Source organism: Actinoplanes sp. NPDC049118, assembly GCF_040648555.1.
GTDB lineage: Bacteria > Actinomycetota > Actinomycetes > Mycobacteriales > Micromonosporaceae > Actinoplanes.
In genome coordinates this window covers 457,106-471,904 of the sequence record NZ_JBEZDY010000001.1, presented here as the reverse complement: position 1 = coordinate 471,904, position 14,799 = coordinate 457,106, and the positions used below count along the sequence as shown (strand labels likewise).

14 protein-coding genes are annotated in these 14,799 nt (G+C 71.6%); 5 read left to right on the top strand and 9 right to left on the bottom strand.

Annotated elements, in window-relative coordinates; all coding sequences use genetic code 11:
* Window positions 1-8: 8 nt before the first annotated feature.
* The 7 genes from AB0B58_RS02170 to AB0B58_RS02140 form a co-directional block, all read right to left on the bottom strand.
* On the bottom strand, window positions 9-842 hold the full coding sequence (locus tag AB0B58_RS02170) for a carbohydrate ABC transporter permease (RefSeq protein WP_360215997.1): 834 nt from the start codon (window positions 840-842) through the stop codon (window positions 9-11).
* Window positions 839-1,747, bottom strand: coding sequence for a sugar ABC transporter permease (locus AB0B58_RS02165; RefSeq protein ID WP_360215994.1), 909 nt, complete (start codon window positions 1,745-1,747; stop codon window positions 839-841). Before AB0B58_RS02165 ends, AB0B58_RS02170 begins: the two co-directional genes overlap by 4 nt.
* Window positions 1,744-3,051, bottom strand: a complete 1,308-nt coding sequence (locus AB0B58_RS02160; RefSeq protein WP_360215991.1) for an extracellular solute-binding protein — start codon at window positions 3,049-3,051, stop codon at window positions 1,744-1,746. The genes AB0B58_RS02165 and AB0B58_RS02160 overlap by 4 nt, the downstream gene beginning before the upstream one ends.
* Before the next feature lie 102 nt (window positions 3,052-3,153).
* Complete coding sequence (locus tag AB0B58_RS02155) at window positions 3,154-4,182, bottom strand: LacI family DNA-binding transcriptional regulator (RefSeq protein WP_360215988.1); 1,029 nt, start codon at window positions 4,180-4,182, stop codon at window positions 3,154-3,156.
* Window positions 4,183-4,221: 39 nt separating this feature from the next.
* Entirely contained in the window at window positions 4,222-7,164 is a 2,943-nt protein-coding gene (locus tag AB0B58_RS02150) for a glycoside hydrolase family 3 C-terminal domain-containing protein (RefSeq protein WP_360215985.1), read from the bottom strand.
* A gap of 142 nt (window positions 7,165-7,306) precedes the next feature.
* Window positions 7,307-8,665, bottom strand: a complete 1,359-nt coding sequence (locus AB0B58_RS02145) for an ATP-binding protein (protein WP_360215982.1) — start codon at window positions 8,663-8,665, stop codon at window positions 7,307-7,309.
* A 2-nt stretch (window positions 8,666-8,667) separates the two neighbouring features.
* On the bottom strand, window positions 8,668-9,336 hold the full coding sequence (locus AB0B58_RS02140) for a response regulator transcription factor (RefSeq protein ID WP_360215979.1): 669 nt from the start codon (window positions 9,334-9,336) through the stop codon (window positions 8,668-8,670).
* 102 nt (window positions 9,337-9,438) lie between these two features.
* Here AB0B58_RS02140 and AB0B58_RS02135 point away from each other — a divergent pair, with 102 nt between their 5' ends.
* The 3 genes from AB0B58_RS02135 to AB0B58_RS02125 are packed head-to-tail and all read left to right on the top strand — an operon-like array spanning window position 9,439 to window position 12,315.
* A complete protein-coding gene (locus AB0B58_RS02135; protein WP_360215976.1) occupies window positions 9,439-10,539 on the top strand; it encodes a hypothetical protein in 1,101 nt (366 codons plus the stop codon).
* Window positions 10,536-11,468, top strand: coding sequence for an ABC transporter ATP-binding protein (locus tag AB0B58_RS02130; RefSeq protein WP_360215973.1), 933 nt, complete (start codon window positions 10,536-10,538; stop codon window positions 11,466-11,468). The genes AB0B58_RS02135 and AB0B58_RS02130 overlap by 4 nt, the downstream gene beginning before the upstream one ends.
* On the top strand, window positions 11,455-12,315 hold the full coding sequence (locus AB0B58_RS02125; protein ID WP_360215970.1) for an ABC transporter permease: 861 nt from the start codon (window positions 11,455-11,457) through the stop codon (window positions 12,313-12,315). The genes AB0B58_RS02130 and AB0B58_RS02125 overlap by 14 nt, the downstream gene beginning before the upstream one ends.
* A gap of 2 nt (window positions 12,316-12,317) precedes the next feature.
* On the opposite strand, the gene AB0B58_RS02120 is transcribed toward AB0B58_RS02125, so the two are convergent.
* Window positions 12,318-12,824 (bottom strand): histidine phosphatase family protein, encoded by a 507-nt coding sequence (locus tag AB0B58_RS02120; protein ID WP_360215967.1) that lies wholly within the window; start codon window positions 12,822-12,824, stop codon window positions 12,318-12,320.
* A gap of 386 nt (window positions 12,825-13,210) precedes the next feature.
* Between AB0B58_RS02120 and AB0B58_RS02115 the strand changes: the two genes are divergently transcribed.
* Entirely contained in the window at window positions 13,211-13,474 is a 264-nt protein-coding gene (locus AB0B58_RS02115) for a hypothetical protein (RefSeq protein ID WP_360215964.1), read from the top strand.
* Between the two features lie 209 nt (window positions 13,475-13,683).
* Window positions 13,684-14,046 (top strand): hypothetical protein, encoded by a 363-nt coding sequence (locus AB0B58_RS02110; protein WP_360215961.1) that lies wholly within the window; start codon window positions 13,684-13,686, stop codon window positions 14,044-14,046.
* Here the strand turns inward: AB0B58_RS02110 and map are convergent.
* Complete coding sequence (gene map, locus AB0B58_RS02105; protein ID WP_360215958.1) at window positions 13,982-14,797, bottom strand: type I methionyl aminopeptidase; 816 nt, start codon at window positions 14,795-14,797, stop codon at window positions 13,982-13,984. The two genes, AB0B58_RS02110 and map, sit on opposite strands and share 65 nt — an antisense overlap.
* Window positions 14,798-14,799: the final 2 nt, after the last annotated feature.

The window sequence follows — 14,799 nt, the reverse complement described above, 5'->3', positions numbered from 1 at the left end:
TGGTTCCTTTACTTGATGGCGCCGGCGGTGATGCCGCGGGTCAACGTGCGCTGGAAGATCAGGAAGAAGAGCATCGCGGGCAGGATGCCGATCAGCGCCGAGGCGCTTGTCGTCGTGGCATCCATCTGCCGGTCGCCCTGCAGCACGCCGAGCGCGACCGGGACGGTCTGGTTGGCGTTCGAGATCAGGAAGACCAGTGGCAGGAAGAACTCGTTCCAGGTCCAGATGAAGAAGAACGTGAACAGCACCGCGAGCGTCGGCCGGCTGACGGGGACGACCACGCCCCATAGGGCGCGCCAGCGGCCCGCGCCGTCGACCTCGGCGGCGTCGAGCAGCTCGGTCGGGAACTCGGCGTAGACCGAGGAGAGCAGGTAGGTGCCGAACGCGCTCTGGATCACCGTGAAGATGATGATGATCGAGAACAGGCTGTCGTAGAGGTGCAGGCTCTTCGACAGGTAGTAGAGCGGGTAGACCAGCACCTCCTGCGGCAACAGGTTGGCGACCAGGAAGAACACCAGGAACCAGACCCGGCCGCGGACCCGGCCGATGCCCAGCGCGTACGCGTTGAGCACCGAGAGCACGACGGCGAGCACGGCCACCGCGGCGCTGGTGACGAAGCTGTTGAGCAGCTTGCGGCCGAAGTCGACGCGGTTCCAGAAGTCGACGATGCCGGAGAGGTGCAGCGAGTCCGGGATGGACAGCGGCCCGTTGCTCGCGTAGTCCGCCGGGCTCTTGACAGCGTTGAGCGCCACCACGAGCAAGGGAGCCACGACAAGCAGGAGCAGGATGAGCAGCACAGCCAGGACGATGAAGCGGGCCGGGTACCGACGGGCGGCGGTCACCTGTGCGTCTCCTGATCGCGGGTCTGCAGGCGTAGGAAGACGAACGCCAGCACGACGATGAACACGGTGAGCACGGTCGAGATCGCCGAGCCGTAGCCGACCTGGGCCTTCTCGAAGAAGTTCTTGTACGCGAAGTAGGACGGCACCAGGGTGGCGTTGCTCGGCCCGCCCCGGGTCAGCACGAAGATCGGGCCGAAGATCTTCAGCGCGGCGATGGTGGTGGTCACCAGCACCACGTAGAACTCGGGCCGGATCAGGTGCACGGTGATGCGCCGCAAGCGCTGCCACCAGCCGGCGCCGTCGAGGTCGGCGGCCTCGTAGAGCTCGGGGTCGATGCGCTGAAGGCCGGACATGAACATGACGACCGGGTAGCCCAGCTGAACCCAGATCATGATCGCCATGACGCTGTAGAGCGCGTAGTCCGGGTCGCCGAGCCAGTTGCGGGTCAGCGAGGAGAGCCCGATCGTCTCGAGGATCCGGTTCAGCGCGCCGTAGCTCGGGTGCAGGATCCAGCCCCAGACGATGCCGGTGACCGCGACCGGCAGCACCTGCGGCAGGTAGAAGCCGGAGCGGAACACGCTCGCCCAGCGGGCGCCGAAGACCTTGGCGAGGTAGTCGAACAGCACGGCCGCCAGCACCAGGCCGAGCAGCGTCGGTACGACCGCCATCGCCACGATCAGCAGCAGGATGTGCCCGAAGGAGGCCCAGAAGTTCGCGTCGTGCAGCAGCCGGGTGTAGTTGTCGAGGCCGACCCAGCTCGGCGCGCCGATGCCCGGCCAGCGGGTGAAGCTGATCCCGACGGTCATCACCAGGGGAACGACGATCACCGCGAGGGAGGCCAGCACTCCGGGAATCAGGTAAACCCCGTAGCCGGCGCGCCGGCCTCCCTGTCGCGGCCGGCTCATTTGCCGAGGTCGGCGAGGTTGTCGTGGTACGGCTTGGCGATCTCGTCGAGCATCTTCTCGGGGGTCTTGGAGCCGTTGATGAGGCCCTGGACGCCGCCGACGAGGACGTCGTAGTAGCCGGGCGCGGGCCAGTCCGGGTAGAAGGCCAGCCCGTCGCCGGTGGAGATGGTGGCGAAGTTGGCGATGAGCTCCCTGTTCTTCTCATCGGTGATCTTCGACGGGTCCGCGGCGACCGGCACGCCGCCGGAGTTGCCGAGCAGGGCCTGCACCTCGGGCTGCATGGTGATGTCGATGAAGTCGTACGCGAGGCTCTTGGCCTTGGACTTCTCCGGCACCACCCAGAGGTTGCCGCTGGAGCCCGGGTGCAGGGTGTTGCCCGGGAACAGGAACGTGCCCCACTGGAAGTTCTTGATCTCGGTGGCGAAGCGGCCGTACCACCAGCTGCCGGAGATCATGATCGGGAACTTGCCCTGCGTGAAGGCGACGCCCATGTCCTCGGCCTTGATGCCGGCCGAGTTCTCGGCGATGTAGCCCTTGGCGACCCAGTCGGCGAAGGCCTGCGCGCCGAACGTCAGCTCGGGACCGTGGAAGTCGACCTTGTTCTTGTAGAGCTGGTAGTCGTCGACGAAGGCGCGGTTCGACTTGGACAGGGCCAGTTCGTAGAGGATCTGCTGCGCGGGATACTCGGCGCCGCCGACCGAGAGCGGCGTGACTCCCGCCTTGGTGAAGGTACCGAGAGCGGTCTCGAACTCGGCCAATGTGGTCGGGACGGTGACTTCGTGCTTCGCGAAGAGGTCCTTGTTGTAGTAGACCATCACGTACTCGCCGTAGTTCGGGATGCCGAAGATCTTCCCGCTGCCCATGATGCCGTCGTCGTCGTACCGGGTGGTGGTCTGCAGGCTCGGGCTCAGCGCCTTGTCCCAGCCGCGCTCGCCCGCCTGCTCGGTCAGGTCGGTGAGCAGGCCCTGCTTGGACAGCAGGCCGGCGGTGGCGTTGCCCTTGTTGTACTCGAGGATGTCGGGCGCGCTGTCCGAGTTGAGGATCATGCCGGCGTTCTGCTGGATCTGCTCGAAGCTCTTCTCCTCGAACTTCACCTCGACGCCCGGGTGGCTCGCCTTGAAGAGCTCGATCGCCCTGTTCCAGGCGACGCCCATGGCGCTGGTCGGGCCCTCGTAGTGCCAGAGGGTCAGGGTCTTGGCCTCGGCGCCCTCGTCGCTGGAGCCGGAGTCGCTGCAAGCGGTGAGGCCGAGGGACGCCGCCAGAATCAGCGCGCCCACGGCGAAGCTCGTTCGTGGTCTGAACATGCCGTCCTCCAAAAGGCGGTCGAAGCGCTTCGATTAGCGGCCTAGTCGAAGCGCTTCGACGGCAGGGTCTGGCCAGACGCTAGGTAACGATCGACGTGGATGTCAACCGGATGACGCGGAGATTTCCTCGTGGTGGGTGGCGCAGCTGTCGCGCTCGACGATCGTCGGCGGCAGCAGCCGGGTGCCGGGGGTCCGGCGCCCGTCGAGCAGGTTCATCGCCGTCTCGACGGCGATGGTGCCGACCTCGTGCGCGGGGATGTCCGCCGAGGTGAGCCGCACCGGCAGGCCGACCGCGACGTCCCGCGGGCAGACCGCGACGATCGACAGGTCCTCCGGCACCCGGCGGCCGCTGCCGCGCAGCTCCTCGAGCAGCGGGGGCAGCGCCTCCTCGTTGTGCACGACCAGCGCCGACACGCCCGGCAGCCCGGCGTCGATCTGCGCCAGGCAGTCGCGCACGCCCCGGACCCCCGGCTCGCACGGGTGCGCGACCGTCTCCAGGCCCAGCCGCTCGGACGCCTCGGTGAAGCCGCCCAGGAACCGCGAGGCGTAGGTGGTGCCGCGCTCGTAGACCGCGGGCGAGGGGCCGACAAGTGCGATCCGGGTGTGCCCGTGCCCGGCCAGGTGGCCCAGGCACTCGGCGGCGGTGGCGGCGAAGTCCAGGTCGACGCAGGCGATACCGGCCGCGTCGTCGGGGAACCCGATCAGCACCGAGGGCTGCTTGATCCGGCCCAGCGCCGGGATGCGGACGTCGTCGCGCTCCACGTCCATCAGGATGAGCGCGTCGACCATGGTGGCGCCGGCGACCCGTTCCAGCCCGGCCGTGCCCTCGTCCTTGGTCAGCAGCAGCACGTCGTGGTTGTAGGTCCGGGCCGCGGTCACCACGGCGGTCACGAACTGCATGATGACCGGCACGCTGACGTCCACCCGCAGCGGCACGACAAGCGCCAGCACGCTGGTCCTGCTGCTTGCGAGGGCCCGGGCGCCGGCGTGCGGGTGGTAGCCGAGCTCGGCGATCGCCGCCTTGACCCGGGCCTGGGTCTCGGCGGAGATCGGCCGGCGGCCGCTGAGCACATAGGAGACCGTGCTCATCGAGACCCCGGCCGCGCGGGCGACGTCGCTGATCGTCGGCATCGCCCCTCCCCCGGTTCCGTTGCTGCTGGTCAGCCGATCCTACTGACCGATCTTGAAGGTCGACAGCCGCAGCCCCGCCCCGAGCACCAGATAGACGTCCTGCCTCCCGGTGGCCCGGGCGAGCCGGGCGGTGGTGGTCGCGTAGGTGTACTCGCCGCCGGTCGCCGCGAGCCGCGCGGTGCCGAGCAGCCTTCCGGTCGGGGAGCCGAGCCGCACCTCGATCGTGCCCGAGCCGGCCGCCCGCGCGGTGAGGGCGGTGCCGAGGTGCGAGCCCTTGAAGGCGATCCAGTCGCCGTCCGCGACCGCGGCCACCGCCGTGCCGCGGGCCTTGCTCTCGTCGACCAGCCGCGCGCCCGAGTACGTGTCGAAGCTCTCCGCCCGGGTGGTCCGGGTCAGATCCCGGGCCGGGATCGTCTCGCCGGCGACCCGCAGCTTGCCGCGCTGCCGGATGTCGGCCGAGGACGCGCCGACCAGCAGGTCGTGGGTGGACGATTCGACCACCCAGCGGCCCCGGGTGACGTCCCAGTGCGCCAGGTCGGCGATCTTCAGGCGCAGCGCGACCGTCGCGGTGCGGCCCGGGGCCACGCCGACGCGCTGGAAGGCCCGCAGCTGTTTGACCGGCATCCGGTCGCGCGACGTGCGCTGGTGCGTGTAGAGCTGGACGACCTCGTCGCCGGCCCGCCCGCCGGTGTTGGTGACGTCGACGGACACGGTCACCGTCCCGCCCTCGGTACGCGTGCGCAGGCGTGAGTAGCGGAATCCGGTGTACGAGAGCCCGTGGCCGAACGCGTACAGCGGGGTCCTGGTGCTGTAGAGGTAGGTCTGCCCGGACGAGATGATGTCGTAGTCGAGCAGGTCGTCCGGGAGCTGGTCGTCCGAGGGGTACCAGGTCTGCGTGAGCCGCCCGCCCGGGTTCCGGTCGCCGAAGAGGACGTCGGCGACGGCGTGCCCGGTCTCCGCCCCGGCGTGGGTGGTCCACGGGATCGCCGGTACGTGCCGCTGCTCCCAGGTGATGGTTTCCGGGTAGCTGGTCTGCAGCACCACGGTAGTCCGCGGGTTCGCCGCCAGGACCGCCTTCACCAGCGCCTGCTGGCCCGGGGCGAGCGCCATGGTGGTGCGGTCGTGCGCCTCGCGGCCGTTGATGAACGGGTTGCTGCCGACCACCACGACCGCGGCGTCGGCGCCCCGGACGGCGGCGACGGCCTGCTCGACGCCGCTGCTGACGACCTCGCGGGTGAAGTGGGCGGCGCCCTCGGCGGTGTCCGAGCCGAGGGTCAGCGCGCCGTCCGGCCCGACGGTGACGTAGGTGCGGGTGCCGAACCAGCTCTCCTTGGTCTCGTAGCCCGCGTAATGCAGGACGTAGCTGCCGTCGCTCTGGCGCTCGAGCTTGAACTGCTGCTGCACGAACCAGCCGTTGGGCTGCTCGTCGCGGGTCAGCAACGGCCCCCAGTTGTAGCCGAGATACCGGCCGTTGGCGACGCTGCGCAGGGTGGCGACGCCCTGGCCCCAGTCGACCACGTCGAACTGGGCGGAGCCGTCGGCGGTGGCGCCGGTCGCGGTGACCGGGTCCGCGTCGGTGGTGCCGGTCGCGGTCACGTACCGGCCGGTGGCGACGTCCTTGAGCGCGATGCGGTCGGCGCCCTCGCTGCTGGTCACGCTGGCGGCGCGCTCCCGGATGCCGTCCAGCGCGGTCACCTCGTACGGCAGCCGGCCGCCGTACCAGTCGGTGTAGAGCGTGTCGGCCAGCGGGCCGACCACCGCGACCTTGCCGCCCGGGGCGAGCGGCAGCGCGGAGCCCGCGTTCTTGAGCAGGACCATCGCCCGGCCGGCGGTCTCCCGGGCCAGGGCGCGGTGCGCGGGGCTGTCGATGACCTCCGGGCCGATCCCGGCATGCGGGCCGCCGTCCGGATCGAACTCGCCCAGCCGGAACCGGATGCTCAGCGCGTGCCCGACCGCGGTGTCCACGTCGGCCTCGGTGAGCAGCCCCTGCGCGAGCGCCTGGTTGATCGCGGCGACCGTCGGCGCGCCGTCGGCGTCGTTCACGGTGAAGCTGTCCAGCCCGGCCCGGACGACGGCCGCGTCCGCCTCGGCCTGGGTCGCGAAGTACCGCTGGGAGCCGGTCAGGTTGGTCGGCGACCAGGCATCGGTGACGTTGAACAGCGGGCGGTCCGTCCAGCCGCGGACCAGGCCCGACAGGTCCGGGTCAACGGTGGCGGGGCGGCCGTTGATCAGGTTGTAGGAGGCCATCACCCCGGTCGCGGCGTCCGCCTCGATGGCCGGACGGAACGCCTGACGGTCGTACTCGTTGAGCACCCGCTGCGGCACGTTCGACGACGTGACGTCGCGCCCGGTCTCGTTGTTGTAGGCCGCGTAGTGCTTCAGCGTCGGCGCGGTCTTCAGGTGGCCGGGGTCGTCGCCCTGCAGGCCGCGCCCGTACGCGGTGGAGATAGCCCCGGTGAGCAGCGGATCCTCGGAGTAGCCCTCCTCGTTGCGGCCCCAGCGCGGGTCCCGCAGCGGGTTCACCACCGGCGCCCACAGGTTCAGGCCCCAGACCCGGGGGTTCTGCGCGTGGTAGCCGCGCGCCTCGTCGCCGACCGCCGAGCCGACCCGCCGCAGCAGCGCCGGGTCCCACGTGCTGGCCAGGCCGACCGCCTGCGGGAACGCCGTGCCCCGCGCGGTGACCACCGCGCCGTTCGCGTCGACGTCGGTGGACCAGGCGACGCCGTGCAGCGCCTCGGTTCCGGTCTTGAACAGCTCGATGCCGAGCCGCGGTATCGCCGGCTGGTACTGGTGCAGCAGCGAGACCTTCTCGTCGAGGGTGAGCCGGCCGACGAGGTCGTCGATCCGGGCGTCGAGGGGCAGCCGGGGGTCCCGGAACGGAGATGCCGGCTCGGCGGCGCCAGCGGCGGCGCAGGCGCCAGCGAGCGTGACGAGAGCGACCGCGGCCACGGCGAGAGCGCGCCGGAGGTGCCTGTTTCGCATGGGTTCTTCTCCTGGTACGGCCGCAATCGAAGCGCTTCGACGATCGGCTACACGCAGTGATCGCGAGTCGGTGGGATGGTTACCGACCATAGATGCCCGACGATGACGAGGCAAGGCCCGCCGGACGCACCCCGGTGGACGCTCAGGCGCCCGGCAGCCGGACGTCGACGCGCAGGCCGGGCGGCGGGGAGGCACCGCTGAGCGCCACCGTTCCGCCGTGCCGGCGGACCAGCTCACGGACGATCGCCAGCCCCAGCCCCGAGCCGCCGGCGTCGCGGGCCCGCGCGTCGTCCAGGCGGGTGAACCTGTCGAACACCCGCTCGCGGTCCATCGCCGGGATGCCCGGCCCGTCGTCGGAGACCGAGATCAGCTGGTACGCGCCGTCCGCCGCAACGCTCAGCCGCACCGACGAGCTCGCGTGCCGCACGGCGTTGTCCAGCAGGTTCGCCACCACCCGGCCGATCGCGTCGCGCTCCCCCGCCGTGCGCAGCGGCACCGCCGGTCGCTCGTACTCCACCGCCGGGTAGCGGCCGGCGACCTCCGCGAGCAGCTGGCCCAGCTCGACCACCTCGGGACGGCGTTGCAGCGCCCGGGTCGTCTCGTCGTCGGCGCGGGCCAGCAGCAGCAGGTCGTCGACCAGGCGGCTGAGCCGGTCGACGTCCGTGAGCAGGTCGCCGGCGAGCGCCGGCCAGTCCGTGGTGTCCGGCAGCCGCTGCGCGACCTCCAGCTCCGTGCGCATGTTGGTGAGCGGGCTGCGCAGCTCGTGCGCCGCGTCGGCGACGAAGGCGCGCTGCCGGCCCCGGGCCGCGTCCAGCCGGTGCAGCATGCCGTTGAGGGTCACCGCCAGGCGGTGGATCTCGTCGCGGGAGTCCGGCACCGGCAACCGGCCCGGGCGGGCCCCGCCGGTGATCTCCTCGGCGCCGGCGCGCAGCGCCTCGACCGGGCGCAGGGTGGCACCGGTCACCCGCCAGGCCACCAGCGCCAGCAGCGCGACCAGCGGCGGAAAGGTGATCAGCAGCGTCCAGCGCAGCAGGTGCAGGCCCTGGGTCAGGTCGGCGGTGGGGCGGGCGACCAGGACCCGCATCGGGTCGGTCGCGGTGCCCGCGTCCACCGCGACCACGCGGACCCGCCCCTCCAGGCCGATCCGGTCGCCGGGGATGAACCGGCCCTCGCGGTCGGCGAGGGCGTCCAGCTCCGCCGGATAGAGGATCGGCACGAGCCGGTCGGCGCCCGCGGACACCGCGCGGACCCGGTCCCGGGCGTCGACGACCTGCACCCGTACGCCCGGAGCGGACGGCAGCGGATCGCTGACCGTGCCCGCGTCCACCAGGCCGGCCACCGCCTCGGCCGTCGCGAGGGCCTCGTTGTTCGCGGTACGCAGCAGGGCGAAGTTCATCGTCGCGACCAGCACCACGCCGCCGGCGGCCAGGCCGACGAAGAGCACCACGACGGAGACGATCAGCAGCCGGGCCCGCAGGCTGAGCCGGCGCAGCCAGGCCATGCTCAGCCCCCGTCGACCGCGGCCAGCCGGTAGCCGGCGCCGCGGACGGTCTCCAGCCGCTCGCGGCCGAGCTTGCGGCGCAGGTAGCCGACGTAGACCTCGACCGCGTTGGCCGCCGTGTCGAGCGCCGCGTCCCAGACGTGGTCGAGCAGTTCGGTCTTCGAGACGACCTCGCCGGGGCGCCGCAGCAGGTACTCCAGCAGCGCGAACTCGCGGGCGGTGAGCACCACCGGCTCGCCCGCGACGGTGACCTCGCGCCGCGCCGGATCCAGCTCCAGGTCGCCGTGGCGCAGCACCGCGGGCCGCTCCGGGGTGCCCCGGCGCAGCAGCGCGCGCAGCCGGGCCAGCAGCACCACGTACGAGAAGGGCTTGGTCAGATAGTCGTCCGCACCGCAGTCGAGGCCGTCGGCCTGGTCGTACTCGCCGTCCTTGGCCGAGAGCATCAGCACCGGCAGCCAGTGCTCCTCCGCCCGCAGCTGCCGCACCACCCGGTAGCCGGACAGCCTCGGCAGCATCACGTCGAGGATCATCGCGTCGTAGTCGCCGTGCCGGGCCAGCTCCAGCCCGTCCTGGCCGTCACCGGTCACGTCCACCGCGAAACCCTCGGCCTGCAGGCCCCGCTGCAGGGCAGCCGCGAGCCGCGCCTCGTCCTCCACCACCAGCAACCGCACCCCACTACCTTGGCACGCCCGCGGCAACCCCTAAGGGTTCTTCTCAGCGGCGTCACAGCCCGCACGGCGCACGATGGCTGCAGTCAACGGGAGGTGCTCATCGTGAGTGTGTTCAGGTCAAGGCCCGCCCTGCGCTGGCTCGTTCCGGCTGCCGCGGCGGTCGTGGTCATCGGCGGCGGCGCGGCCGCGGGCACGATCGTCGCCAGCGCGGAGCCGTCGCTGCCCGAGCGCAGCGCCGCCCAGCTGCTGGTCGACGTGCAGAACGCGAAGGTCGACGGGCTGTCGGGCACGGTCGTGCAGACCGCCGATCTGGGACTGCCGTCCCTGCCGGGCCTGTCCGGCGCGACGGGCGGCACCGACATCATGAAGCTCGTGGCCGGCAGCAACACCGCACGGGTCTGGTACGCCGGAGAGGACAAGGCTCGCCTCGCCCTCATGGGCACGCTCGGCGAGACCGACCTGATCCGCAACGGCTCCGACGTCTGGCTCTGGCGCAGCAGCGACAGCACGGCCACGCACTTCAAGCTGCCGGCGGACGGCAAGGACAAGACGCCGGCGGCGCTGCCGACGGGCGTGCCGTCGACACCGCAGGAGGCCGCCGACGCGGCGCTCGCCGCGATCGACCCGAGCACCGCGGTCTCCACGACCGGCGCCGCCAAGGTCGCCGGCCGGGACGCCTACGAGCTGGTGCTGACGCCGCGGGACACCGCCTCGCTGGTGGGTCAGGTGCGCCTGGCCATCGACGCGAAGGAGCACATCCCGCTCGGCGTCGACGTCTACGCCAAGGGCGCCAACGACCCGGCCTTCCGGGTGGCGTTCCAGCAGGTCAGCTTCGAGGTGCCGGACGCCGAGCAGTTCACCTTCAACCCGCCGCCGGGCACCAAGGTCAACACGCCCAGCGAGTCCGACCTGGCCGAGAAGCGTGCGGAGGCCGAGCGCGGCGCGGCGCACCGGCCCGAGGCGCCCGAGGGCACCAAGGTCGTCGGCGAGGGCTGGACGTCCGTCCTGGTGGCGAAGCTGCCGGCCGGCAGCGACCGCGGCCAGCTCGACGCCGTCGCCGGGGCGCTGCCGAAGGTCAGCGGCGCCTGGGGCAGCGGGCACCTGCTCTCCAGCGCCCTGTTCAGCGCCCTGGTGACCGACGACGGCCGGGTCCTGGTCGGCGCGGTGGCCCCGGAGAAGCTGTACGAGGCAGCCGGGAAGTGACCGACCTCGCGGTCGCCACACAGGGGCTGACCAAGCGGTTCGGCAGCCAGGTCGCGGTGGACACCGTCGACCTGGCTGTCCCCCGCGGAGCCGTCTACGGCTTCCTCGGCCCCAACGGCTCCGGCAAGACCACGACGATCCGGATGCTGCTCGGCCTGATCAGCCCCACCGCGGGCGGGCACGAGCTGCTCGGCTCGGCGATGCCGGACCACGCCGCCGACGTGCTCCCCCGCGTCGGCGCGCTGGTCGAGGGGCCCGGCTTCCACCCGTACCTGTCGGGGCGCGACAACCTGCGCCGCCTCGACGCCGCGGACCACACCGCCGAGGCCCAGACCGCCGACGCCCGCATCGCCGCGGCGCTGGACCGGGTCGGGCTGGCCGCCGCGGCGGCCAAGCGCTACCGCACCTACTCGCTCGGCATGAAGCAGCGGCTGGCCATCGCCGCCGCCCTGCTCGTGCCCCGCGACCTGCTGATCCTGGACGAGCCGACGAACGGGCTCGACCCGCAGGGCACCCGCGAGGTGCGCGCGCTGGTCGGCACGCTCGCCGCCGAGGGCGCGACGGTGCTGCTCAGCACGCACCTGCTGGCCGAGGTGGAGCAGGTCTGCACGCACGTCGGCGTCATGCACCGGGGCCGGCTGGTCGCGCAGCAGCCGCTGGCGCAGCTGCGCTCGGACGCGGCGCCGCGCGCCCGGGTGCTTACCGATCAGCCCGCGCAGGCGGCCCGGGTGCTGCGAACGCTGGGCCTGACCGAGATCGCCGAGACGGCCGCCGAGGCCTCCGGGCAGCTCGGCCCGGCCGCGCCGGAGAAGATCGTCGCGGCCCTAGTGCACGACGGCGTCGGCGTACGCGGCTTCGCGGTCGAGGCGCCCAGCCTCGAGGACGTGTTCGTCTCCCTGACCGGAAGAGGCTTCGATGTCAGTGGCTGAGGCGTCCGCGGCACCGGTTCGCCGGTTCTCGTCCCGCTTCCTGCGCTCCGAGCTGCGCCTGATCGCCGTACGGCGGCGCAACCAGGTCGGGCTCGCCGCGCTGGCGGCCGTGCCGATCGTGCTCGCCGTCGCGATGAGGCTCGCCACGCCCGACACCTCGGAGCGGCGCGGCGGCGGGCCGGACTTCTTCGCACAGATCACGGGCAACGGCTTCTTCGTGGCGCTGGCCGCGCTCAGCGTCGAGCTGACGCTCTTCCTGCCGATAGCGGTCGCGATGGTCGCCGGCGACGCGGTCGCCGGCGAGGCCGACCAGGGCACGCTGCGCTACCTGCTGACCGTCCCGGTGGGCCGGATCCGGCTGCTCGCGGTCAAATACGCCGGCATCGTGGCCGGCGCGTTCCTGGCACCGCTGGTGGTGGCGGCCTCCGGCCTGGCCAGCGGCCTGATCCTGTTCGGCGGCGGCGACGTCACCATGCTCTCGGGCACCCAGGTCGGCTTCGGCGAGGCCCTGCTGCGGCTGCTCGGCGTCTGCCTCTTCCTCGGCGTCTGCCTGTCCGCGCTCGGCGCCGTCGGCCTGTTTCTGTCCACACTCACCGTGCAGCCGATGGCCGCGACGATCGCGCTGACCATGCTCAGCGTGGCGAGCTTCGTGCTGGGGCAGATACCGCAGCTGGACTGGCTGCACCCGTACCTTTTGACGCGGCACTGGCAGGACTTCGGCGAACTGCTGCGCGACCCGGTGTCGTTCGACGCGCTGACGCCGGGGCTACTGTCGGCGCTCGCGTACATCGTGGTGTTCCTGACGGCGGCGTGGGCCCGCTTCGCCGGCCGCGACGTCACCAGCTGACATCAGTCAAGGCGGTACTCCCACCCTTCGGCCTGCCACTCGAAGGTGGCCGCGACCAGTTCCCGCACGGCGAGACCCCGCGTCACGTGCTCCAGCCCCCGGTACGTGGCGAGGTGCCCGATCAGCATGACGCGCCGCCCGGCCCACCGAGTCGGCAGATCGGCGAGGAACCGGGCCACCCGCGCGATAGCCTGCTCGTGGCTCTCCCCACCGGGATACGGGCGCCGGCAGTGGTCCAGCCGGTCCCTGCTGACCTCGGCCGCGGGCGAACCGTTGCGCGCGCCGAAGTCGCACTCGCGCAGCCGCCAGTCGTACAGAACCGGGATGCCGGTGCCGCCGAACGCGATCTCCGCCGTCTGCGCCGCCCGGCGCAGATCCGAACTGAACACCGCGGCGATACCGTCGTCGCGCCGCCGCCGGCCCATCTCGGCGGCGTTCGCGCGGCCCCGATCGCAGAGGCGGCCGGGCAGCCAGCCCGTGGCGACACCTCGCTCATTGTCCTCAGTCAACGCATGAGTCTCGAACACCACCTCGATCGACATCCCACGAAGCTACTGAAGATCTATCGCACCGCAAGGGACAGAGCCGGCTTCCGGCACCACGTCGCCGGTCACCGGTGCTTCCCGGCGCGGCGTCGAGATCAGCGTGGATCGCCATCCGCATGACGCCGGGCTGGAGCGGCCGAAATGACAGCTACCCGATCAGCGATCGATCATGCCAAATTCGAGTGTCCCCCAGCTGGCCGCGAGAGATGAATGCCGCGGCATCGTGAACCGCGTTGCGGCATCCCCGGACGGCAGAGCGACGACCGGGTGGGCGCCGCGTGCTACGCTGATCGCGGTGTAGATCTTGGCCTGCAGTCGCGGCCGAAGCGCGAGCACGGACGAGGAGCCTGATGAGCGAACCCACGGCCGACGAGATGTTTCGCGCCGTCACCGCGGTCATGCCCTTCGTGCGGCGATGGCAGCTTCCGCTGAACCCCGAAGACGTCGAAGAGCTGGCCTACGCGGTGCCGCTGCACGCCCGCTCGGACCGCACCGTCGCGGAGATCGACACCGCCGTCCAAACGCAGATCGACCAACACCGGCAGCGAGCGCGACACCTCTACGAGGCCATGCGCGCCGCCTCGGAACGGGACGAGCCGTTCAGACGTGAGTGACCTCCAGCCGGCCGCGGGAACCGAGAACCCGGAGCGGTCGTCGTCACTCTCCACCGGTCGGCCGTCGCACTGCCGATTGGCGCTACCCGCGGAACGCTACGCTCCCGTAGTCGGCGTTCGGTCCCATCGGCATCCTGAAGTAGCCGAGATCGGTGCCGCTTCGAGGGAAGTCGATGACTGGAGCGCTGTACAGCATGGGTGGGAGCCGAATGGCGACCGTGGCGGAACTCTGGAGTGCGCATGGCCATGCCGCCTTTCCCGCTCGGCTGAGGTCTGCCGATGTGTCCGGCATCGACATGGTGACGCTTGATGCGGACGTGGCGGGCTGCGTCAGCGTTTGGCTGCGCAACGGCGGCAACATCGATGACCGGCGCTGGGAAATTCTGGCGGCCCGCGAACGCGAACTCACCCGGGTCCTGCCGGCCTTGACCGGTGAAGAGGCCGCCTACTGCCAGAGACTCCGCGACATGGCCGTCGTCCTTATGGATTCGCCGGGCGGCTCGGCGGTCAGGAGTTCACGGCCGGTTTCTCGTGGTGGTCGGGGCGGGCGGCGCGGGTGGGGCGGCGGGTGAGGACCTGCGGTCCGGTCGGGGTGATCGCGACGGTGTGTTCGGAGTGCGCCGTGCGGGAGCCGTCGGCCGAGCGGATCGTCCAGCCGTCGTCGTCGAACCTGATCTTGTCGGTGGTGGCGCAGAACCAGGGTTCGATGGCGATGGTCAGGCCGGGCTCGAGCCTCATGCCGCGACCGGGGCGGCCGTTGTTGGGCACGTGCGGCGCCTCGTGCATGGTGCGGCCGAGGCCGTGGCCGCCGAACTCGACGCTGACGCCGTAGCCGTAGCGGTGGGCGACCTCGCCGATCGCGGCCGAGACGTCGCCGAGCTTGTCGCCGGGGCGGGCCGCGGCGATGCCGGCCTCGAGTGCGACCTCGGTGGCCTCGATGAGCCTGAGGTCGGCCGGGTCGGGCGTGCCGACGACGACCGAGAACGCGGAGTCGGCCACCCAGCCGTCGATGGCGACCGCCATGTCGACGCTGAGCAGGTCACCGTCGCCCAGCGCGTAGTCGCGCGGCAGCCCGTGCAGGACGGCGTCGTTGACCGACAGGCACAGCACGTTGCGGAACGGGCCCTTGCCGAACGACGGCGCGTAGTCCCAGTAGCTGGATTCGGCGCCGCGCTCCTTGATGCGGCGGCGCGCGTGGTGCTCGAGGTCCATCAGGTTGACGCCGACGTCGGCGACGTCGTGCAGCTCCGCGAGCAGTTCGCCGACGAACTGGCCGGTCACGGCCATCCGCCCGATTTCCTCCGGGGACTTCATCTCGATCACGG